Origin of the sequence: Salipiger bermudensis (assembly GCF_019801965.1) — a bacterium.
Classification (GTDB): Bacteria; Pseudomonadota; Alphaproteobacteria; order Rhodobacterales; family Rhodobacteraceae; genus Salipiger; species Salipiger bermudensis_A.
On the sequence record NZ_JAHVIA010000002.1, the window covers coordinates 128,391 to 150,053 of the forward strand.

General features: G+C 67.7%; 18 protein-coding genes. 12 read left to right on the forward strand and 6 right to left on the reverse strand.

Annotation, left to right across the window (positions count from 1 at the left end):
- Window positions 1–11: 11 nt before the first annotated feature.
- Together KUV62_RS04555 and KUV62_RS04560 are read left to right on the forward strand one after the other, a co-directional pair.
- Window positions 12–482 carry a GFA family protein gene (locus KUV62_RS04555; RefSeq protein ID WP_222602501.1) on the forward strand — a complete coding sequence of 157 codons (471 nt, stop codon included), beginning with the start codon at window positions 12–14 and terminating at the stop codon, window positions 480–482.
- Window positions 483–546: 64 nt separating this feature from the next.
- A complete protein-coding gene (locus KUV62_RS04560) occupies window positions 547–2,556 on the forward strand; it encodes an NADPH-dependent 2,4-dienoyl-CoA reductase (protein ID WP_222602502.1) in 2,010 nt (669 codons plus the stop codon).
- An 87-nt stretch (window positions 2,557–2,643) separates the two neighbouring features.
- Here KUV62_RS04560 and KUV62_RS04565 read toward each other — a convergent pair whose 3' ends face one another.
- Complete coding sequence (locus KUV62_RS04565) at window positions 2,644–4,332, reverse strand: acyl-CoA dehydrogenase family protein (protein ID WP_222602503.1); 1,689 nt, start codon at window positions 4,330–4,332, stop codon at window positions 2,644–2,646.
- A 146-nt stretch (window positions 4,333–4,478) separates the two neighbouring features.
- On the opposite strand from KUV62_RS04565, the gene KUV62_RS04570 reads away from it, so the two are divergent.
- Window positions 4,479–5,249: a sulfite exporter TauE/SafE family protein gene (locus KUV62_RS04570; protein ID WP_222602504.1), complete on the forward strand. Its 771-nt coding sequence runs from the start codon at window positions 4,479–4,481 to the stop codon at window positions 5,247–5,249.
- A gap of 4 nt (window positions 5,250–5,253) precedes the next feature.
- On the opposite strand, the gene KUV62_RS04575 is transcribed toward KUV62_RS04570, so the two are convergent.
- Window positions 5,254–6,378: an enolase C-terminal domain-like protein gene (locus tag KUV62_RS04575; RefSeq protein WP_222602505.1), complete on the reverse strand. Its 1,125-nt coding sequence runs from the start codon at window positions 6,376–6,378 to the stop codon at window positions 5,254–5,256.
- Between the two features lie 298 nt (window positions 6,379–6,676).
- Here KUV62_RS04575 and KUV62_RS04580 point away from each other — a divergent pair, with 298 nt between their 5' ends.
- Together KUV62_RS04580 and KUV62_RS04585 are read left to right on the forward strand one after the other, a co-directional pair.
- A complete protein-coding gene (locus tag KUV62_RS04580) occupies window positions 6,677–7,018 on the forward strand; it encodes a carboxymuconolactone decarboxylase family protein (protein ID WP_222602506.1) in 342 nt (113 codons plus the stop codon).
- A gap of 92 nt (window positions 7,019–7,110) precedes the next feature.
- On the forward strand, window positions 7,111–7,818 hold the full coding sequence (locus KUV62_RS04585) for an EF-hand domain-containing protein (protein ID WP_261395314.1): 708 nt from the start codon (window positions 7,111–7,113) through the stop codon (window positions 7,816–7,818).
- Between the two features lie 67 nt (window positions 7,819–7,885).
- Here KUV62_RS04585 and pheT read toward each other — a convergent pair whose 3' ends face one another.
- The 4 genes from pheT to KUV62_RS04605 form a co-directional block, all read right to left on the reverse strand.
- Entirely contained in the window at window positions 7,886–10,282 is a 2,397-nt protein-coding gene (gene pheT, locus KUV62_RS04590; RefSeq protein WP_222602507.1) for a phenylalanine--tRNA ligase subunit beta, read from the reverse strand.
- Between the two features lie 372 nt (window positions 10,283–10,654).
- Window positions 10,655–11,530 (reverse strand): MBL fold metallo-hydrolase, encoded by an 876-nt coding sequence (locus KUV62_RS04595; protein ID WP_222602508.1) that lies wholly within the window; start codon window positions 11,528–11,530, stop codon window positions 10,655–10,657.
- A 193-nt stretch (window positions 11,531–11,723) separates the two neighbouring features.
- Window positions 11,724–14,858 (reverse strand): efflux RND transporter permease subunit, encoded by a 3,135-nt coding sequence (locus tag KUV62_RS04600; protein ID WP_222602509.1) that lies wholly within the window; start codon window positions 14,856–14,858, stop codon window positions 11,724–11,726.
- Between the two features lie 28 nt (window positions 14,859–14,886).
- Window positions 14,887–16,086 carry an efflux RND transporter periplasmic adaptor subunit gene (locus KUV62_RS04605; RefSeq protein ID WP_222602510.1) on the reverse strand — a complete coding sequence of 400 codons (1,200 nt, stop codon included), beginning with the start codon at window positions 16,084–16,086 and terminating at the stop codon, window positions 14,887–14,889.
- A gap of 227 nt (window positions 16,087–16,313) precedes the next feature.
- Here KUV62_RS04605 and KUV62_RS04610 point away from each other — a divergent pair, with 227 nt between their 5' ends.
- The 7 genes from KUV62_RS04610 to KUV62_RS04640 all read left to right on the forward strand — a co-directional run bounded on the left by KUV62_RS04610 (window position 16,314) and on the right by KUV62_RS04640 (window position 21,623).
- The gene (locus tag KUV62_RS04610) at window positions 16,314–16,904 is read left to right on the forward strand and encodes a TetR/AcrR family transcriptional regulator (RefSeq protein WP_261395315.1); all 591 of its coding nucleotides are present in this window, start codon (window positions 16,314–16,316) and stop codon (window positions 16,902–16,904) included.
- A 66-nt stretch (window positions 16,905–16,970) separates the two neighbouring features.
- Window positions 16,971–17,648 carry a DUF4386 domain-containing protein gene (locus tag KUV62_RS04615; RefSeq protein ID WP_315901560.1) on the forward strand — a complete coding sequence of 226 codons (678 nt, stop codon included), beginning with the start codon at window positions 16,971–16,973 and terminating at the stop codon, window positions 17,646–17,648.
- A 106-nt stretch (window positions 17,649–17,754) separates the two neighbouring features.
- On the forward strand, window positions 17,755–18,660 hold the full coding sequence (locus tag KUV62_RS04620) for a sulfite exporter TauE/SafE family protein (protein ID WP_222602511.1): 906 nt from the start codon (window positions 17,755–17,757) through the stop codon (window positions 18,658–18,660).
- On the forward strand, window positions 18,657–19,418 hold the full coding sequence (locus tag KUV62_RS04625) for a TIGR02186 family protein (RefSeq protein ID WP_222602512.1): 762 nt from the start codon (window positions 18,657–18,659) through the stop codon (window positions 19,416–19,418). The genes KUV62_RS04620 and KUV62_RS04625 overlap by 4 nt, the downstream gene beginning before the upstream one ends.
- Window positions 19,415–19,846 carry an acyl-CoA thioesterase gene (locus KUV62_RS04630; protein WP_222602513.1) on the forward strand — a complete coding sequence of 144 codons (432 nt, stop codon included), beginning with the start codon at window positions 19,415–19,417 and terminating at the stop codon, window positions 19,844–19,846. Before KUV62_RS04625 ends, KUV62_RS04630 begins: the two co-directional genes overlap by 4 nt.
- A 75-nt stretch (window positions 19,847–19,921) precedes the next feature.
- Complete coding sequence (locus tag KUV62_RS04635; RefSeq protein WP_222602514.1) at window positions 19,922–21,121, forward strand: hydantoinase/carbamoylase family amidase; 1,200 nt, start codon at window positions 19,922–19,924, stop codon at window positions 21,119–21,121.
- A 55-nt stretch (window positions 21,122–21,176) separates the two neighbouring features.
- Window positions 21,177–21,623, forward strand: coding sequence for a DUF2383 domain-containing protein (locus KUV62_RS04640; protein WP_222602515.1), 447 nt, complete (start codon window positions 21,177–21,179; stop codon window positions 21,621–21,623).
- The last annotated feature ends 40 nt before the right edge of the window (window positions 21,624–21,663 follow it).

The following is a 21,663-nucleotide window of genomic DNA, read 5'->3' on the forward strand; positions in this document are numbered from 1 at the left end:
GGAGCCGCCCCATGCCCGATCTTTCCGACCTTCCCGCCACCGGAAGCTGCCGCTGCGGCGCGCTGCGGATCGAGGTCTCCACCGCGCCGATCATGACCGCCGCCTGCCATTGCCGGGGCTGCCAGAAGATGAGCGCAAGCGCCTTCTCCCTAACCGCGATGCTGCCGGCGCAGGGCTTCCGCGTGGTCGCGGGCACGCCTGTCCTGGGCGGCATCAAGGGCCCGGTCTGCAACCATTTCCATTGCGCCGACTGCCTCACCTGGGTCTTCACCCGGATCACCGGAATGGATGATTTCGTCAATCTCCGCCCGGTGATGCTTGACCGGCCGTCGTGGTGCGAACCCTTCATCGAGACGGTCTGCGCGGAGAAGCTGCCCTGGGTCTCGACCCCGGCGCGGCACCGCTTCGACGGCTTCCCGCCGGAGGACACCTACATGGCCCTCATGGCCGAGTTCGCCGACGTCATGGCAGGCCGGCTCTGACGCGACGTTTCGACTGACAGCGGCACGGGCCATTGGCAGGGTCGCGCGCAAGGAGGACCCGCCAATGACCAGCTATCCCCACATGCTGCGCCCGCTCGACCTTGGCTTCACCACGCTGAAGAACCGGGTGCTGATGGGCTCGATGCACACCAATCTCGAAGAGCGCGGCGACTGGAACCGGGTGGCCGCCTTCTATGCCGCGCGGGCCAAGGGCGGCGCCGGGCTGATCGTCACCGGCGGCATGGCGCCCAACGCCGAGGGCGGCGTCTTCCCCGGCGCCTCGGGTCTGTTCACGGCGGAAGACATCGCGCATCACCGCATGGTCACCGACCGGGTCCACGAAGAGGGCGGCAAGATCGCCATGCAGATCCTCCACGCCGGGCGCTACGCCTACGGGCCGGATTGCGTCGCGCCCTCGGCGATCAAGTCGCCGATCTCGCCCTTCCCGCCCAAGGAGCTCGACGAGGCGGGCATCGAGAAGCAGATCGCCGACATTGCCACCGCCGCCGCCCACGCCCGCGAGGCGGGCTATGACGGGGTCGAGGTGATGGGCTCGGAGGGCTATTTCCTCAACCAGTTCCTCGTCACCCACACCAACCGGCGCGAGGACCGCTGGGGCGGCTCCTACGAGAACCGCATGCGCCTGCCGGTCGAGGTGATGAAGCGCGTCCGCGCCGCGGTGGGGGAGGATTTCATCGTCATCTTCCGGCTGTCGATGATCGATCTCGTGCCCAATGGATCGACCCACGAGGAGGTGGTGCAGCTGGCGCGGGCGATCGAGGCGGCCGGGGCCAACATCCTCAATACCGGCATCGGCTGGCACGAGGCGCGGGTGCCGACCATCGCCACCTCGGTGCCGCGCGCGGGCTTTGCCTGGGTGACGAAGAAGCTCATGGGCAAGGTGGGTATCCCGGTGATCACCTCGAACCGCATCAACACGCCGCAGGTCGCCGAAGAGCTGCTGGCGGAGGGCTGCGCCGACATGGTGAGCCTCGCCCGCCCCTTCCTTGCCGATCCGGATTTCGTCGCCAAGGCCGAGGCCGGACGCGCCGATCTCATCGCGCCCTGTATCGCCTGCAACCAGGCCTGCCTCGATCATACTTTCCAGGGCAAGGTTTCATCCTGTCTCGTCAATCCGCGCGCCGGGCACGAGACCGAGCTGGTGATCGACAAGGCCGAAACCCCGCGCCGCATCGCGGTGGTGGGGGCGGGGCCGGCGGGGCTGTCCTGCGCGATCACCGCCGCGCAGCGCGGCCACGATGTGACGCTCTTCGAGCAGGCGGACGAGATCGGCGGCCAGCTCAACATGGCCCGCAAGGTGCCGGGCAAGGAAGAGTTCGACGGGCTGGTCGACTGGTTCGCTGCGATGGTGGCCGAGGCCGGCGTGACGCTGCAGCTCGGCACCCGCGCCGACGCGGAGGTGCTTGCGGGCTTCGATGCGGTGGTCGTCGCCACCGGCGTGCTGCCGCGCGATCCGCAGATCCCCGGGCAGGATCATCCCAAGGTGCTGAGCTATGTCGATGTGCTGCGCGGCGCTGCCGAAGTCGGGCCGCGCGTGGCGGTGGTGGGCGCCGGGGGCATCGGCTTCGACGTCTCCGAATTCCTCGTCACCGGTAAGAGCCCGACGGTGGACCTGCCCGAGTGGCTGCGCGAATGGGGCGTGACCGACCCGGAGCAGGCCCGTTCGGGCCTCGCGCCGGAGGGGCCGCAGCCGGAACCTGCCGCGCGGGAGGTGGTGCTCCTGCAGCGCAAGGCGGAGAAGGTGGGCAAGCGTCTCGGCAAGACCACCGGCTGGATCCACCGCGCCGCGCTGATGCTGAAGGGCGTGAAGATGAAGGCGGGCGTGAGCTACGAGCGCATCGACGACGCCGGCCTGCACATCCTGCGCGATGGCAAGCCCGAACTGATCGCCTGCGACACGGTGGTGCTCTGCGCCGGGCAGGAGAGCCTGCGCACGCTGGCGGATGCGCTGGCGGGGGCGGAGGTGCATGTCATCGGCGGCGCCGACGTGGCCGCCGAGCTTGATGCCAAGCGCGCCATCGACCAAGGGGTGCGGCTGGCGGCGGGGCTCTGAGCTCACGCATCCGGCTGGCCAGTCTGGGACATGAAAAGGGCGGTGACCTTGGTCACCGCCCTTTCTGTTTTAATTTGGGATATCGCCTTACCCGAGCAGGCGCCGTGCGATCACCTGCGCCTGAATCTCGGCGGCACCCTCGAAGATGTTGAGGATGCGGGCGTCGCAGAGGATGCGGCTCACGGTGTACTCCAGCGCGAAGCCGTTGCCGCCGTGGATCTGCAGCGCGTTGTCGGCGTTGGCCCAGGCCACGCGGGCGCCGAGCAGCTTGGCCATGCCGGCCTCGAGATCGCAGCGGATGCCCTCGTCCTTCTCGCGGGCCGAGAAATAGGTCAGCTGGCGGGCGATCATGATCTCCACCGCCATCATCGCCAGCTTGCCAGAGACCCGCGGGAAGGCGATCAGCGACTTGCCGAACTGCTTGCGCTCCTCGGCATAGCGCATGCCCACATCAAGCGCCGCCTGCGCCACGCCGATGGCGCGGGCCGCGGTCTGGATGCGGGCGCTCTCGAAGGTCTCCATGAGCTGCTTGAAGCCCTTGCCTTCCTCGCCGCCCAGCAGGTTCTCGCCCTTGACCTTGAAGCCGTCGAAGCCGAGCTCGTATTCCTTCATGCCGCGATAGCCCAGCACCTCGATCTCGCCGCCGGTCATGCCCTCGGTCGGGAACGGCTCTTCATCGGTGCCCGGGGTCTTCTCGGCCAGGAACATCGACAGACCCTTGTAATTGTCGGTCGAGGGATCGGTGCGCGCCAGCAGCGTCATCACGTGGGTGCGCGCGGCGTGGGTGATCCAGGTCTTGTTGCCGGTGATGGTGTAATCGCCGCTCTCGTCCTTGACCGCGCGGGTCCGGAGCGAGCCCAGGTCCGAGCCGGTGTTGGGCTCGGTGAAGACCGCGGTGGGCAGCTTCTCACCGGAGGCCAGCGCCGGCAGCCATTTCTGCTTCTGCTCCTCGGTGCCGCCCGCGATAATCAGCTCGGCGGCGATCTCCGAGCGGGTGCCCAGCGAGCCCACGCCGATATAGCCGCGCGACAGCTCCTCCGAGACCACGCACATCGAGGCCTTCGACAGGCCGAACCCGCCGTATTCCTCGGGGATGGTGAGGCCGAACACGCCCATCTCGGCGAGCTCCTCGATGACCTCCATCGGGATCAGCTCGTCCTTCAGGTGCCACTCGTGCGCGAAGGGCTCGACCTTGTCGACGGCATAGCGGCGGAACTGCTCGCGGATCATCTCGAGCTCTTCGTCGAGCGCGGTCTTGCCGACGGTGATCTCCGCCGAGCGCTCCTGCATCAGCTCGACGAGGCGCGAGCGGGCGGCCTGGCTGTTGCCGTGGGCCATCAGCGTCTCGGTGGCGTCGGTGCGCAGCGCGGCCGCGGCCTCGGGGCTGACGCCCAGGTCAGCCAGGCGCACCATCTCGCCCTGGTTCATCTGGATGCCGCCGGCGATCTGGTTGAGATACTCGCCGAACGCGATCTGGTGGATCAGCTGTTCGACCTCGCCGAAGCCGCCCTCGCCGCTCAGCTTGTCGGCCCAGTACTGCATCTGGCGCAGGCTCTCGACATAGGTGGCGAGCCAGGCAAGCCCGTGGGCGGCAAACTGGTTCTCCTCGATCAGCTTGCCCGAAACGCGGCCATCCTCCTCGACCAGGGCACGCACCGCGGCGCGGGCGGCCTCGAGAACCGCCTCGGCGGGGACGATGGCGGCCTTGGTGAGGCCGGTGAGATCATCAAGCAGGATGCTCTGGCCGAGGGCGATGTCCTGTCCGTCATGTGCCATGAATCACTTCCTTCTCCTGGGTCTTGGAGGGGATAGCGATTTCGCAGGTGCAGCGCAACAAAAATACCCTTGTGGGTGTACGAAGGTTCTATTATTGCGCAATGATTTCAGAGGCAGAGGGGAAACGGGCATGATATGAGCGGCTTATGGAGATGCTATTCACCCTGATTTCGCCGCAGGCGCTCGCGCTTGCCTTCGCAATCGCGGCATTGGCCGGGATGATCAAGGGCATGGTGGGATTCGCCCTGCCGATGATCCTGATCTCAGGGCTTGGCAGTTTCCTGTCGCCCGAGCTGGCGCTGGCCGGTCTGATCCTGCCGGCGCTGATCAGCAACGCGGTGCAGGCGCTGCAGCAGGGCTTTGGCGCGGCGCTCGCCTCGATCAAGCGGTTCCGGGTGTTTCTGGGCGCGGGGCTGTTCTGCCTGCTGATCTCGTCGCAGCTTGTGCGGGTGCTGCCGGTTCCGGTGCTGCTGGCGATGATCGGCGGACCGGTGGCGCTGTTCTGCATCATGCAGATCGCCGGCTGGCGGCCGCATCTGAAGAACGGGCAGAACCGCTGGGCAGAGGCGGTGATCGGCAGCGTTGCCGGGTTCATCGGTGGCATGTCCGGGGTCTGGGGGCCGCCGATGGTGGCCTATCTCACCGCCATCGACACCGAAAAGCGCGAGCAGATCCGGGTGCAGGGCGTGGCCTACGGCCTAGGCGCGCTGTCGCTGACCGGGGCGCACACGGTCTCCGGCGTGCTGAACGCGCAGACCGTGTGGTTCTCGTTGCTTCTCGTGGTGCCGTCGATGGCAGGCATGTGGCTCGGCATGAAGGTGCATGACCGCATCGACCAGGCGGCGTTTCGCAAGATCACCCTCTGGGTGCTGCTGGTCGCCGCGCTGAACCTGCTGCGCCGGGCCTTCTTCGGCTGAGGCCTCAGCCGAGCGCCTCGGCTTGGGCGTATTTCGCCAGTATCGCCGGGTCGACCGAGACGCCGAGACCCGGCCCCTCGGGCACGTGTACCCGGCCGTTTCGCACCGGGAAGGGCTCGGTAAGGATGTCTTCGCTGGCGTAATAGGTCGACATGTAGAACTCGCAATCGAGCCGCAGCTCGGGCAGCGCCGCCATCAGGTGGGCACCGGCGGCATGGGCGAGGCCGGTCTCGAACATGCAGCCGCCATAGACCTCGATCCCGGCGGCGCGGGCGATGGCGTTGACCTCGAGGGCGCGGCGGATGCCGCCCGACTTCATCACCTTGAGCGAGAAGATGTCGGCCATGCGAATCTGCACCCCGTGCATCGCCTCGCGCACGCCGAAGACCGACTCGTCGGCCATGATCGGGGTCTCGATCACGTGGGCGATATGGGCCAGCGCCTCGCGCTCGTGCATCTTCACCGGCTGCTCGACGAAGGTCGGGCGGAAGGCCTCGAGATCGCGGATGCAGCGCACCGCGTCATAGGCCGGCAGGCCCTGATTGTAGTCGATGCGCAGGTCGGCCTCGGCGCCATAGACCACGCGCAGCTTCTCGAGCCGCATCAGGTCGAAGGCGTGGCTCTTGAAGCCGGTCTTGATCTTGAAGATCCGCACGCCCTCGGCCCACATCTCGGCCACATCCTCGAGATCCTTGCCGAAATCCGGGTTGGCGACGGAAAAGCTCAGCCCCATGTCGTCGCGCATCCGACCGCCGATCAGCTCGCAGACCGACAGGCCCGAGATCTGCCCGGTCAGGTCGAGCAGCGCCATCTCGATCGCCGCCTTGGCCTCCGGGTGGCCCACCACCAGCGCCTCGGCGTCGCGCATGTGGCGCTCGACCTGCACCGGGTCCTGCCCGATGAGATGCGGGCGGATATAGGTGTAGAGCGCCGCGACGGTGCCCTCGGCGGTGCCGGTGAAGGCGGGCCAGGGCGAGGCCTCGCCCCAGCCGGTGAGGCCGGTGTCGGTGATCACCTCGAGGATCACAGAGTGGATCCCCGCCACGTCGCCGATGCCGTGCGAATGCACCGCCTTGCCCGGGATCAGCACGCGGTGGACGCGAATGCGCTCGATCTTGTGGTCGCTCATCTTGGGCTCCGTCTGACGGGGGATGCCACGTCAGGCGCGGCGGCATTTCGCGCTTGGTAGCGCCGATCCGTGCGCTCGGCCAAGAGCGGTTGACTGTCCTGCGGAGGTTTTCCCGGTTTCTGCGACCGGACGTGCGGAGAATGCCGTGGAAACAGGCGCGCCGCGCGCCGCGCCGACGCCTTCAAAGCTCTGCATGTGATGCAAGGGGGCTTTCCGCGCCAGCCCTGATCTCGATCAAGGATAGCAGCAGGGCTGCGTGCTCTTAGACATGCAAACGATTTGCATGAAAGGAGAGGCCATGAGCTTCAAGGACCAGATCGCCGCCAATGCCGGTCACATGCGCGAGCTGCGCAAGGCCATGCCCGAGACCTTCGCCGGCTTCATGGAGCTGCAGAAGGCGGCCACCGTCGACAACGCGCTGAGCAAGAAGCAGAAGGAATTCGTGGCGCTTGGCATCGCCGTGGCGATCCGCTGCGAGGGCTGCATCCTGTCGCATGTAAACGCGCTGGTGAAGGCCGGCGCGAGCCGCGAGGAGCTGGTCGACGTGCTGGGCATGTCGGTGCAGATGGCCGGCGGCCCGGGGCTCAGCTACGCCGCCAAGGCGCTGGCGATCTTCGACGAGCTGACCGCCGAAGGCTGAGCGGCAAAGTTTTTCCGGCGGGGCGCGGCGGAAACGTCGGCGCCCCGCGTTGTATTCGCGTAACCGAATGCATTACGGGAAAGGACAGCCAGATGGCACGCTTCATCACAGCCACCGCCCTCGTCGCCTCCATGGCGCTTGCCGGAGCGGCAACCGCGCAGGAGCCGGGGGCACATTTCATCGAAAACTGGGATCTCGACGGCGATGGCGTCGTGACGCAGGCCGAGGCGCGGACCCGTCGCGGCGACGTGTTCATGAGCTTCGACGCCGATGATAACGGCATGCTCGATGCCGAGGAATATGCCGTCTTCGACGAGGCCCGCGCCAATGACATGGCCGGGATGCCCGAAGGCGGGCAGGGGCTCATGCAGGGTGTCGCCGACGGCATGAAGCTCAGGGCCAATGACCGCAACGGCGATGGCCGGGTCAGCCGCGACGAGTTCGTCGGCGGTGCCAGGGCCTGGGTGCAGGGCATGGATCGCGACGGCGACGGACGTGTCTCGAAGGGCGATTTCGCGCAGGCGGGTCTGGGCCGTCAGTATCAGCAGCAACAGCAGATCCATCAGCAACTCCGCCAGCCGCAGGCGATGATGGGCCAGGGGCAACAGAAGGGCCAACAGGCGCAGTCGCGCAACGGGGCCCGGCTGCAGGCTGGCTTGGGCTCGGGCATGCAGCGCGGCCAAGGCCAGGGCGCACGTCCGGGCAATGGCGCCGGCAACGGCATGGGCATGCGTCACGCGCAAGGCCACACCCCGGGCGTCTGCGCACAGGGCCAGCAATGTCCGCGCGCCGGGAACTGAGCGAACCCTGAAATACAAAAGGCGCGGCCTGCAAGGCCGCGCCTTTCCTGTCTCGAGCTGGGAGGTCTCAGCCGCGCAGCGTGCCGCCGGTGGCCTTGGTCACCTTCTCGACGATCTTGGCGCCGACCGCCTCGATGTCTTTTTCCTTCAGCGTCGCGTCGGAGGGCTGAAGCCGCACGGTGATCGCCAGCGATTTCTTGCCCTCGCCGAGGCTGCCCCCGATGAACTCGTCGAACACCCGGACCTCCTCGATCAGCGCCTTGTCGGCGCCCGCCGCGGCATTGACCAGATCCAGCGCCGCCACGTCGGCATCGACCACGAAGGCAAAGTCGCGCTCGACCGCCTGCAGGTCGTTGAGTTTCAGCGCCGGACGGCCCGAGCCCTTGGAGCGCGGCAGCGGGATCTCGGCGGGGTAGAGCGTGAAGCCCACCGCCGGGCCCTTGACGCCAAGCTCGGCCAGCACCTTGGGGTGGATCTCGCCGAACACGCCCAGCACCTTCTTGGGGCCGAGGCAGAGCTTGCCGTGACGGCCCGGGTGCCACCAGGCCTCGGCGCCGCGCAGGATCTGCATCTTGGCCGGGGCACCGATGGCAGACAGCACCGCCTCGGCATCGGCCTTGGCGTCGAAGATATCGACGGGGCGCGAGGCGCCGTGCACGTCCTTCGGCCCGCTGCGGCCGACCAGCAGGCCGGTGATCTGGGTGTGCTGCTCTTCCGGCTCACCGCCGTGGAAGGCCGCGCCGACCTCGAACAGCGCCAGATCGGCAAAGCCGCGCGCCTGGTTGCGCGCCGCCGCCTGCAGCAGGCCCGGCAGCAGCTGCGGCCGCATGTGGCTCATCTCCGAGCTGATCGGGTTGGCCAGCATGGTGGCATCGTCGCCGCCGCCGAAGAGCTCCGCCGCCGCCTTATCGATGAAGCTGTAGGTGACGCACTCGTTGTAGCCGAGCTCGGCCACGGTGCGGCGTGCGATCTGCTCGCGCTTCTGCATCGGCGACAGGATCGGGGCAGGAACGCCGGCCTGCGGGCGCGGCATTGGCTGGCCCTTGAGCTTGGTGAGCGAGGCCACGCGGGCGACCTCCTCGACCAGATCCGCCTCGCCCATCACGTCAGGGCGCCAGCTCGGCACATGGGCCATGTCGCCCTCGAGCGTGAAGCCGAGCGCCTCGAGCGTGGCGCGCTGCTCCTCCGCCGGAATCTCCATGCCGACGAGGCTCACCACGCGGTCGGTGTCGAGCTTGTAGGCGCGGCTCACATCCGGGGTTTTCCCTGCGACCACCACCTCGGAGGCCTCGCCGCCGGCGATGTCGAGGATAAGCCTGGTCGCTGCCTCGATGCCGGTCTCTGCCGAGGACGGGTCGATGCCGCGCTCGAACCGGTAGCGGGCGTCGGAATTGATCTTCAGTCCGCGCCCCGTATAGGCGGTGCGGATCGGGTCAAAGTAAGCCGCCTCGAGGAAGACGTTGACGGTCTCGTCGCTGACACCCGTGGGCTCTCCGCCCATCACGCCGCCAAGGCTCTCCGGCCCGCTGTCGGCGGAGATCAGGATCATCCCTGGCTCCATGGTGTAGGTCCGCTCGTCGAGCGCCTCGAGCGTCTCGCCGCCTTCCGCCGCGTGGACCCGCAGGTTGCCCTGCACCTTGTCGGCGTCGAACACGTGCAGCGGGCGGTTGCGGTCGAAGGTGAAGAAGTTGGTCACGTCGACGAGGAAGGAGATCGGGCGCAGGCCGATGGCCTTGAGCCGGTCCTGCAGCCATTGCGGCGAGGGGCCGTTCTTCACGCCCTTGATGACGCGGCCATAGAAGACCGGGCAGCCGTCCTTGGCGCTGTCCTCGATGGTCACCGAGATCGGGCATGGGAAGCTGCCCGCGACGGTCACCTGCTCAAGCGGCTTCAGCGAGCCGAGGCCGCGCGCCGCGAGGTCGCGGGCGATGCCCTCGACGCCAAGCGCGTCGGGGCGGTTGGGGGTGATGGCGATCTCGATCACCGGGTCGACCTTGGCGGGATCGTTCTCGGCCAGCCAGTCGGTGAAGCGCTGTCCGACTTCGCCCGAGGCCAGCTCGATGATGCCGTCATGCTCTTCCGACAGCTCCATCTCGCGCTCGGAGCACATCATGCCGTAGCTCTCGATGCCACGGATCTTGCCGACCTGGATGGTGGTGTCGATGCCGGGCACGTAGGTGCCGGGCTTGGCGACGACCACGGTGATGCCCTCGCGCGCGTTGGGTGCGCCGCAGATGATCTGGCTCTCGCCCTCGTCGGTCATCACGGTGCAGACCCGGAGCTTGTCCGCGTCCGGGTGCTTCTCGGCCTTGAGCACCTTGCCGATGGTGAAGGCCTGCAGCCGCTCGGAGGGGTTCTCGACCCCTTCGACCTCGAGCCCGAGATCGGTCAGCGCCTCGGTGATCTCGTCGACCGAGGCTGTGGTGTCGAGGTGCTCTTTCAGCCAGGAAAGCGTGAATTTCATCGCGAAGCCGCCCGTGTTGGTGTCACGTATCGCGCCGCTCTTAGCGGATCGCCGCGCAGGGGGAAAGGGGCCGGCGCCCAATGCGCCCCCGCGCTGCCCCTCCAATCTCCCTCACCCGGCCGCCCGCGCTCCAACGCCGGGCCCTCCGCGCATCGCCCTCATCTTCACTTCGACAAAAATACTCCCGCCGGAGGCATCCCGCCCGCTCCGCTGCAGACCAGGGCCGGGCCAGAGCGCCGCAACTGTCTCCCCCCCCAGCACCGCAACGAGGCAGGTCTCATTCCGCCCACCCTCTTTTCTTCGTCAAAAATACTCCCGCCGGAGGCGTCCCGCCCTCTCCGCTGCAGACCAGGGCCGGGACGAAGCACTCCGTCAGCGCGGCTCGAAATAATCGAGCGGGATCTTCAGGTAGCGCCGGCCATCGCCTTCCGGTTCCGGCTTGCGCCCGCCGCGGATGTTGATCTGCAGCGCCGCGAGCATGAGCTTGGGCAGCGGCAGGGTGGCGTCGCGCTTGTCGCGCACGGCGCGGTACTCCTGTTCCGAGGGTGCGTCCTTGAGGTGGATGTTCGACGCCTTGTGCTCGGCCACGGTGGCGCAGCAGGCGGCGTCGCGGCCCTCGGGAGCGTAATCGTGGCCGACATAGAGCCGGGTGTCGTCGGGCAGCGACAGGATCTTCTGGATGGTCTCGTAGAGATCCGCCGAGGAGCCGCCGGGGAAATCGGCGCGCGAGGTGCCGCTGTCGGGCATCATGAAGGTGTCGTGCACGAAGGCCGCGTCGCCGGCGACATAGGTGATCGAGGCCAGCGTATGGCCCGGTGAGAAGATCACCCGGACGGGAATCTCGCCGACCATGAACTCCTCGCCATCGGCGAAGAGCCGGTCCCACTGGCTGCCGTCGGTGGGAAAATCGGCGCCAAGGTTGTAGATCCTCTGCCAGAGCGTCTGTACACCGGTGACCTTCTCGCCGATGGCGGTGGGCGCGCCGAGCTTTTCCTTCAGCCAGGGGCCGGCCGAGAAGTGGTCGGCATGGGGGTGGGTGTCGAGGATCCAGACGATCTCGATGCCGGTCTCCTCGATATAGGCGAGGATCTTTTCGGCGTTCTCGGTCCCGGTGGCGGCGGCCTGCGGATCGTAATCCCAGACCGGATCGACGATCGCCCCCTTCATGGTGGCGGGATCGTGGAAGACGTATTGCCAGCTTCCGGTGGCTTCGTCCCAGAAGCTCTTCACGGTGGGGCTATGGGTCATCTCGGTCCTTTCCGTCCTGTCGTGCGGTCAGCGCGAGCTTTCGCGCTTCGATTACATTTGTTTTGCTGAATGTGATATGGGGCCATCCTCCGGCCTGTCCAGAGGGCGGACGAAGACTCTTTGAAGCGCAACGAAAAACGCGCCGCCCGGGGAGGGCGGCGCGTCTCTTGATCAGGCTATAGGGGCGTGGGTGTCAGGCCGTCTCGGCCTTCTGGCGCGCCAGCTCCTTGGCTTTCTTGCGGCCGAAGATGCGCTGCACCACGACGAAGAACAGCGGCACGAAGATCACCCCCAGCACGGTGCCGGTGATGGTCCCGCCGAGCACCGCCGAGCCGACCGCGGTGCGGCCGCCGGCGCCGGCGCCGGAAGACAGCACCAGCGGCACCACGCCCAGCGAGAAGGCCAGCGAGGTCATGATGATCGGGCGGAAGCGCTGCTTCGCCGCCTCGGCCACCGCCGCCAGGAGTTCCTCGCCGGCCTCGTAGCGTTCGCGGGCGAACTCGACGATGAGGATGGCGTTCTTGCCGGTGAGGCCGATGACCGTCAGCAGGCCGACCTGGAAGAACACGCCGTTCTCGAAGCCGAACCAGTAGGCCGCGCCCATGGTGCCCAGAACGCCGATCGGCATCGCCAACATCACCGAGAACGGGATCGTCCAGCTCTCGTAGAGCGCTGCGAGGCAGAGGAAGATCGCCGCCAGCGACAGGGCGTAGAGCAGCGGTGCCTGGCCACCGGAGTCCCGCTCTTCCAGTGACAGGCCGGTCCAGGCGATGGCATAGCCCGGTGGCAGCTGCGACACGAGGCGCTCCATCTCGGCCATCGCCTCGCCCGAGGTCACGCCGGCGGCCGGCTCGCCCTGGATCTGCATCGAGGGGATGCCGTTGTAGCGGCTCAGGCCCTGCGGGCCGTAGGCCCAGTCCTCGGAGGTGAAGTTGGCGAAGGGCACGAGATCGCCATTGGCGTTGCGCACCCGCCATTTCTGCAGGTCCGACGGCGTGGCGCGGCTGTCGGCATCGCCCTGCACGTAGACCCGCTTGATGCGGCCGTTGTCGTTGAAGTCGTTCACATACTGGCCGGCCCAGGCGATCGACAGGATGTTGCCGACATCGGTGGGCGAGACCCCCACGGCACCGGCGGCGCGCCAGTCGATGTCGAGGTTGAACTGCGCCGCGTCCTCGAGACCCGAGGGGCGGACGGAGCCGATCAGCTCGCTTTGCGAGGCCATGCCCAGCAGCTGGTTGCGCGCGTTGAGAAGCTGTTCATGGGTCTGGCCGGCCTGCGCCTGCAGGTAGAAATCGAAGCCCGAGACGTTGCCGAGCTCGATCACCGAGGGCGGCACGATCGGGAAGACCTGCGCGTCCTGGATGCCCATGAAGGCGGGGAAGGCGCGGCCCGCGACCGCCTGCACGCTCTGGCTCGGGTCCGGGCGTTCCTCCCAATCCTTCAGTCGCACGAAGGCGAGGCCCATGTTCTGGCCCTGACCGGCGAAGGAGAAGCCGACCACGCCGAACACCGACTCGACCGTGTCCGCCTCGTTTTCGCGGAAATGCGTCTCGACCTGTTCGATCACGTCGAGCGTGCGCTCGGCAGTGGCCCCGGTCGGACCCTGCACCAGCACCATCAGGATGCCCTGGTCCTCGTCGGGCAGGAAGCCGGTTGGGGTGTTGTTGAACAGGTAGACCATGCCGCCAGCAAGGGCGAGATAGACAAGCATGATGCGCAGCGGGCGCTTGATCAGGTAGCTCACGGTGCCGCGGTAGCCGTCGGCGGTCTTGTCGAAGCCCTTGTTGAACCAGCCGAAGGGCCCGCGCTTGGTGTGCTGCACGTCCTTCGACTTGAGCAGCGTGGCGCAGAGTGCCGGGGTCAGGGTCAGCGCCACCAGCACCGACAGCGCCATGGCCGAGACGATGGTGATCGAGAACTGCCGGTAGATCACGCCGGTCGAGCCCGGGAAGAAGGCCATCGGCACGAACACCGCCGAGAGCACCAGCGCGATGCCGATCAGGGCGCCGGTGATCTGGCCCATCGACTTGCGCGTCGCCTCGCGCGGGGAGAGCCCCTCTTCCTCCATGATGCGTTCGACGTTCTCCACCACCACGATGGCGTCGTCGACCAGCAGGCCGATGGCCAGCACCATGGCGAGCATGGTCAGGGTGTTGATGGTGAAGCCCGCCACCGCAAGGATGCCGAAGGTTCCGAGGATGACGACCGGGACGGCAAGCGTCGGGATCAGCGTCGCCCGCAGGTTCTGCAGGAACAGCAGCATCACGAAGAACACCAGCACGATGGCTTCGATCAGGGTCTTCTGCACCTCGTGGATCGAGATCTCGATGAACGGGGTGGTGTCGTAGGGAATGACGTAGCCCACGCCCTCGGGGAAGAACTCGGAATACTCCTCGATCCGCTGCTTCACCCGCTCGGACGTGTCGAGCGCGTTGGCGCCGGAGGCGAGCTGCAGCGCCATGCCTGAGGAGGGTTGGCCGTTGTAGCGCGCGATGGTGGAGTAGTTTTCCGCCCCGATCTCGACCTCGGCCACGTCCTGCAGCAGCACGAGGCCGCCATTGGTCTCGGTGCGCAGCACGATGTTGCGGAAGTCCTCCGGGGTGGAGAGCAGCGACTGCGCGGTGATGGTGGCGTTGAGCTGCTGGCCTTCGGGGGCGGGCAGGGTGCCGAAGGAGCCGGCGGAGATCTGGGCGTTCTGCGCCGAGACCGCGCTGACCACGTCCGATGGCGTCATCTCGAAGGCGGCGAGCTTAGAGGGATCTAGCCAGATCCGCATGGCGTATTGCGCGCCGAAGACCTGCGCCCCGCCGACGCCCTCGATGCGGGCGAACTCATCGACGAGGTTGGAGTTGAGGTAGTCCGATAGGTCGGCCTGCTCGAGCCTGCCATCCTCGGAGATCAGGCCGATCACCATGAAGAAGGACGACGAGGCCTTCTCGACGGTAACGCCCTGCCGCTGCACCGTCTCGGGCAGAAGCGCGGTGGCCTGGCTGAGCTTGTTCTGCACCTGGACCTGCGCCACGTCGGGATCGGTGCCCGACTCGAAGGTCAGGGTGATCGAGGCGGTGCCGGCGGAGGTCGAGGAGGACGACATATAGCGCATGCCGTCGAGCCCGGTCATCTGCTGTTCGATGATCTGGGTGACGGTATTGGCCACGGTCTGCGCCGAGGCGCCGGGATATTGCGCGCTCACCCGCACAGAGGGGGGTGCGATCTGGGGATACTGCGCGATGGGCAGGGTGAGCAGCGACAGCACGCCGATGCCCATGATGAGGATCGAGATCACCCATGCAAAGACCGGACGGTCGATGAAGAAACGGGCCATAAGGGACTCCTGGCGCTCGCGGCGCGGCTTATTCGGTGGCGGTCTCGGCGGCGTCTTCGGCAGCGGGCTCCTCGGCCGCTCCCGCAGCCTCCTCGCCCGCGTCGGCGGCGCGCTCCTGCGGCGACACGGTCATGCCTTCGGAGACCTTCTGCAGGCCGGCCACGATGATGCGGTCGCCCGGGGCGAGACCGTCGGTCACGACCCAGTGGTTGCCCTGATCGCGCTGCACGGTGAGTTGGCGGGTCTCGACGGCGTTCTCGGCGTTGACCACCATCGCCATCGGACGGCCCCGGCGGTCGCGGGTGACGCCTTCCTGCGGCGCGAGGATGGCGTTCTCGACGATGCCCTGCGGCATCTCGACCTGTACGTACATGCCCGGCAGCAGGAACTGATCGGGGTTGGGGAACTCGAGGCGCAGCACGATCACGCCGGTCTGCTCGTTGACATAGGGCTCGGCGGCGGCGAGGCGGCCGGTATGCTCGTAGGTCTCGCCATCGGCCAGGGTCAGCGCCACGAGGCCGTTGCCATCGCCCTCGACATCCATGCCGGAACGGCGCCAGCGCAGCATCTCGGCGGCGGACTGGGTCACGTCGACATAGATCGGGTCGAGCTGGCGGATGGTGGTCAGCGCGGTTGACTGGCCGGAGGTCACCAGCGCGCCCTTGGTCACCTCGCTGAGGCCGGCGGAGCCGCTGATCGGGGCGCGGATGGTGGTGCGCTCGAGGTCGATCTCGGCGGAGAGCAGGTTGGCCTGCGCCACCTTGACCGCGGCCTCGGCCACGTCGCGCGCGGCGAAGGCATCGTCGAGGTTCTGCTGGCTGGCGACGTTGCGTTGGCGCAGCTCTTCCTGGCGGTCGGCATCGCGCTGGGCCGAGCTGAGCGTGGCCTCGGCCTGCGCTAGCGACGCCTCGGCGGCGGCCATGGTGGCCTCGTAGACCGCCGGGTCGATGCGGTAGAGCGCCTGGCCCTGCTCGACCTCGGCGCCTTCCTCGAACAGGCGCTCGGTGATGATGCCGTTGACCTGCGGACGGACCTGGGCGACGCCGGAGGCGGCGACACGGCCCGGCAGGGTCGAGGTGAGCGTCACGTCGGACGCCTCGAGCGTCACCACGGTCACCGGCTGCGGCGGGCGCTCGCCGCCCTGTTGCGCGGCGGCGGGCAGGGTGGCAGCGGCCGTGACCAGCGCGACGGTGGCAAGGCGCAGGTTGCGGGTAAGTCCTCTGAGCATAGGGGCACTCCAAAGAAGGCAAAAGGCCGCTGGAAAGCGGAACGGTCTTGAATGGCGATATGGAAACTGTGTAGTTTTGTAAAGCGCGCCGCGCCGGGGGAAGGGGATTTTTCTCTGCGTTGCGGCACAGGAGATGTGCAGTGCCAGATCAATCATCACAGACCGGGGCGGTTTCGCCAAGGCGCCGCGGCCGCCCGGTGCAGATCGATCACGAGACTCGCGAGGCGATGGTGCTCGACGCGGTCGGCGAGCTGTTGACGCACTGCCGGCTCGAGGACATCAGCATGTCGGGTATCGCGCGCAAGGTGGGAATGTCGAAGCGCACGCTCTACACCATCTTCGCCAGCCGCGAGGAGCTGCTGGGCGCCACCTTCGCCCGGATCGGGCGGCGCATCTTTCGCCCGCTGGAGTCCGATGAGCGCGGCCTGCCGCTCTCCGATCGCCTCGACAAGCTACTGACGCTGAACGAAATTCCTCAGTTCGAACAGGGCGCTGTCGAGGTGCTGCGCGCGGTGATCGCGGAAGCGCCGATCCATCCCGGCATCGCGCGCCAGTGGGATGCCGAAGGCCGCGGCGCGTTGATCGGCTATATCTCGGCCGAGCTTGCCTGCGCCGCGCAGGCCGGCGAGGTGACCCTGCACGAGATGGCAGCAACCGAGGCGGCGGAGCTGCTTGTCGACATGGTGATGGGCGAGGTGCTGCACGACCTGCTGAACCCGCACGAGCGCCATCCCGACCCGTGCCTGCCGCGGGAGGACAAACAAATTCGTCGTCGCCGCGCGATTCGGGTCTTTCTCGAAGGGGTGCGCCTGCGCTGAGCTTTGCGGCTGCGCGCGGAGCGGCTAGGGTCGCGGCGAGATGTGCCGCCACGAGGACCCCGGACCGTGACAACCCCGACACCGCTTGCCAACCCGATGGCCGCCGCGCGCCTCGCCGGCGCGCTCTACCTGCTGATCATCCTGCTCGGTCTCACCAGCGAGCTCGCCCTGCGCGGCAGCCTGATCATCCCCAGCGATGCCGTGGCCACCGCGACAGCCATCCTTGCCAGTCCCGGCACGCTGCGGCTCAGCCTCGCCGCCGACACGGTGATGGCGCTGGCCGACGTGGCGCTCGCGGTGCTGCTCTATCTGCTCCTGCGGCCGGTCAGTGCCGCATTGGCACTGATGGCGATGGTGTTCCGGCTGGTGCAGGCAGGCCTGATCGCCATGTCGCTGCTGTTCCAATACGGCGCGCTGCTGATCCTGCAGGGCGACGGCGCGCCGGAGGCGGCGTTGCTGGCGCTCGAGCTGCACGGCCACGGCTATGATCTCGGGCTGGTGTTCTTCGGGGTGAACAGCCTGCTCACCGGCTGGCTGCTGGTGGTCTCGGGCTTTGTCCCGAAGCTGCTGGGCTGGCTGATCGCGGCGGCGGGCATGGTCTATTTCCTCGGCAGCGCGCTCCTGTTCCTCGCCCCGCCGCTGGCCGGTCCCTTCGCGCCGGCCTACCTGCTGCCGGTGCTCGCCGAGACGGCCTTCTGCCTGTGGCTGCTGATCCGCGGCCTCGGCCCCCGCGCCACCGCCTGAGCCCGCCCGGCAGAAAATCGGCAGCGCAAGCACGCCCGCGCCCTGATCGGCCCGCGGCACCGCCCGGGCGCTTGCCAAATCGGGGCGTCGGTTTCAAAGATGGATCATGCAGATCTACCTCCCCATCGCCGAGGTTTCGGTCAACGTCTTCCTGCTCTTCGGCCTCGGTGGGCTGGTCGGCGTCTTGTCGGGCATGTTCGGCGTGGGAGGCGGCTTCCTGATCACGCCGCTGCTGTTCTTCATGGGCATTCCGCCCGCCGTGGCGGTGGCCACAGGGGCCAACCAGATCGTCGCGAGTTCGGTTTCCGGGGTGCTGGCGCATCTCAAGCGCAAGACCGTCGATCTGCGCATGGGCACGGTTCTTCTGGCTGGCGGCCTCGTCGGCGCGGCGCTCGGGGTCTACGTCTTCAACCTGCTCAAGCAGGTTGGCCAGGTCGATCTGCTGGTGCGGATCTGCTACGTCGTCTTCCTTGGTATCATCGGCTCGCTGATGTTCTTCGAGAGCCTGCGGGCGCTCAGACGCTCGAAGCGGGGCGGCCCGCCGAAGCGGCGCCATCACGGCTGGGTGCACGGGCTGCCGCTGAAGATGCGCTTCCGCACCTCCGGGCTCTACATCTCGGCGATCCCGCCGGTGATGGTCGGGCTGTCGGTGGGGGTTCTGTCGGCGATCATGGGCGTGGGTGGCGGCTTCATCATGGTGCCCGCGATGATTTACCTGCTGGGGATGCCCACCAAGGTGGTGGTCGGCACCTCGCTGTTCCAGATCATCTTCGTCACCGCCTTCACCACCATGCTGCACGCGGTCACCAACTATACCGTCGACATCCTGCTGGCGCTGGTGCTGCTGATCGGCGGCGTCATCGGCGCGCAGTTCGGTACCGCCTTCGGCACCCGCCTCAAGGCCGAGCAGTTGCGCATCCTGCTGGCCTCCCTCGTGCTGCTGGTCTGCGGCAAGCTGGCGCTCGACCTGTTCCTGACGCCGGCCGATCTCTACGAGCTGGGGGCGCAATGATTCGTCTGCTGCTCCTGCTCCTGGCGATCACCGCCCTGCCGGCCCGGGCCGAGGAGGTCGTCATGGGGCTCAGCAAGGACCGGGTCTCAATCACCGCCGATTTCGACGGCTCGGAGATCCTGATCTTCGGTGCGGTCAAGCGCGAGACAGCGATCCGCACCGATCCGCCGCTCGAGGTCATCGTGACCGTTTCCGGCCCGGTGACGCCGGTCACCGTGTGGCGCAAGGCCCGGCGCTTCGGCATCTGGGTCAATACCGACGCGGTCGAGATCGACGCCGCGCCCTCGTTCTACGCGGTGGCCACCTCCGGCCCATGGTCGGAGGTGATCTCCGAGGTCGAGGACCTGCGCCACAAGGTCTCGGTCAACCGTGCCATCCGCTCGGTCGGCGCGCCGATGAACATCACCGATTCGCAGAGCTTCACCGAGGCGCTGATCCGCCTGCGCGAGAGCCGCGCCCTCTACCAGCAGCGCCCGGTGACCGTGTCGTTCAACGAATCCACCCTGTTCGACACCCAGATCTCGATGCCCGCCAACATCGTCGAGGGCACCTACACGGTCCGCGTGCTGCTGACGCGCGGTGGCCGGGTGGTGTCGCAGTACAGCTCCGAGCTCGAGGTCGGCAAGGTCGGGCTCGAGCGCTGGCTCTACAACCTCTCCCGCAACCAGCCGCCGCTCTACGGCCTGCTCGCCCTGGTGATCGCCATCGCCGCGGGCTGGGGCGCCTCGGCGGCGTTCAGAGCCCTGAGATCCGGATGACCCGCAAAGCCCCTTCCCGCCGCGATGAGTATCGCGCCTTCTTCCCGATCCAGACCCGCTGGGACGACAACGATCTCTACGGCCACGTCAACAACGTCACCTACCTGAAGTATATCGATACGGTGGTGGCGCTCTGGCAGATCGGGCAGGGCATCGACCTCGGAGCCGATGCGGATCTGCGCTACCTCGTGGTCGAGAGCGGTGCGACCTACCATTCCGAGGCGCGCTTTCCCGAGCAGCTCCACGCCGGTCTGCGGGTGGGCAAGCTCGGAAACAGCTCGGTGCGCTACGAGGTCGGCATTTTCCGCGAGGATGACGAGATCGCCTGCGTCGAGGGATTCTTCATCCAGGTCGCCGTCGACCGCGATACCCGCCCGACGCCCGTCCCCGGCGCGCTGCGCGCCGCGCTTGAGACAATCCTCGCCTGAGAGGCGGAAATCCCGGGCCGGGGTTTGACATCGCGCCGCGCCGTCCGCAGGGTCCGCCCCGAAAGGAGTGCTGCCATGCTGCCCGTCGATCCCAAGCGTTTCCTCGAGGACCTTCACGCCCTGCGCCGCTTCGGTGCATCCGGTGTCGGCAAGGGGGTGACGCGCCCCGGCTTCTCCGACGAGGACATCGCGGCGCGCGATTGGCTCGCGGAGCGCATGTCCGAGGCGGGGCTGGTGCCGCAGTTCGATCCGGTGGGCTCGCTCTTCGGGCTCGCGGAGGGCCGCTCACTGCTGATGGGCTCGCATTCCGACAGCCAGCCCGAGGGCGGCTGGCTCGACGGCGCGCTGGGCGTGATCGCGGCGCTGGAGATCGCCCGCGCCGCGCAGGACGCCGGCGGGCCTCCGGTCTCGGCGGTGTCCTTCGCCGACGAGGAGGGGCGCTTCGGCGTCACCACCGGCAGCTCGGTCTGGGGCGGCAACCAGACGCTCGAAGGCGCCGACGCGCTGCATGATCCGCAAGGCGTCAGTTTCGCCGAGGCCCGTGCCCGCTTCGGAGACCGGCGCGGGGCGTTCGTCGATCCGACGCGCTTCTCGGGCTATATCGAGATGCATATCGAGCAGGGGCCGGTGCTCGACACCAGCGGCGAGAAGATCGGGGTGGTCGATGCCATCGTCGGCATCCGCGACATGCATGTGAGCTTCACCGGCCAGCAGAACCATGCCGGCACCACGCCGATGCACCTGCGCCGCGATGCCTTCCAGGCGCTCTCGGGCTTCAACGCCGCGCTGCGCGAGCGCTTCGCCAACGTTGTGACGCCGCAGACCGTCTGGACCATCGGCCATGTCGCCCTGCATCCCAACGCGCCCTCCATCGTGCCCGGCCGGGCGCGCTTCTCCGTGCAATGGCGCGACGGTGATGCCGAGCGGCTGGCGCGGATGGAAACCATAATCCGCGACACCGCCGCCGAGATCGCCGCGACGCATGGCATGGGGCTGGAGTTCGGCCCGATGCTGGGGCTTGACCCGGTGACGATGGACCCGGGCCTGCGCGCGGCGCTCGAGACGGCCGCCGCGGCCGAGGCGCCGGACAGCTGGCGGGTGATGCCCTCGGGCGCGCTGCACGACGCCACCAACGTGGCGCGCTTGATGCCGGTTTCGATGCTCTTCGTGCCCTCGATCGGCGGCATCAGCCACGACTTTGCAGAGGATACCGACGAGGCTGATCTGGTGACCGGACTCAACACCCTCGCCCGCGCGGTCTCGGCGCTGGGCTAGGTGGGAACCCGGCGCATCCTCGCGCGTTTTCGGCTTGTCTCCGGAGGACATAGCAATGACCGACCCCCAGCCCATCACCGCGACCGCGGACCAGCTCTCGACGCTTCAGGACCTGCTCTCGCGCAGCGCGGAGACCCATGCCTGGTTCGAGGAAATGGCCGAGAAGGCCGAGCCTGATTTCCGCCACGTGGCGCTGAAGTTCCGCGGCCTGCACGCGGAGCAATGCGACCGCATCACCGCGACGATCACGGCGCTTGGCGGCGAGCCGGACCGCTCGGGCGGGGTGCGTGCGGCGGTCAACCGAACCTCGGTGTCGCTGCGCTCGCTCTTCGAGGAGATCGACGACGACATGATGAGCGCCGTCGAGGACGCCGAGGCGCAGCTTCTGGCCGAATTCGACGCCGCCTTGAGCAGCCTCGCCCCCTCGCGCTATCGCGACGAGTTGGAGCAGATGAAGGGCGAGCTGATGAAGCTGCTCTCGGAGGAGCCGGGCGACGCGTGATTCCAATCCGCATTGCCAATTCTCTTGAGTATTTTAATTT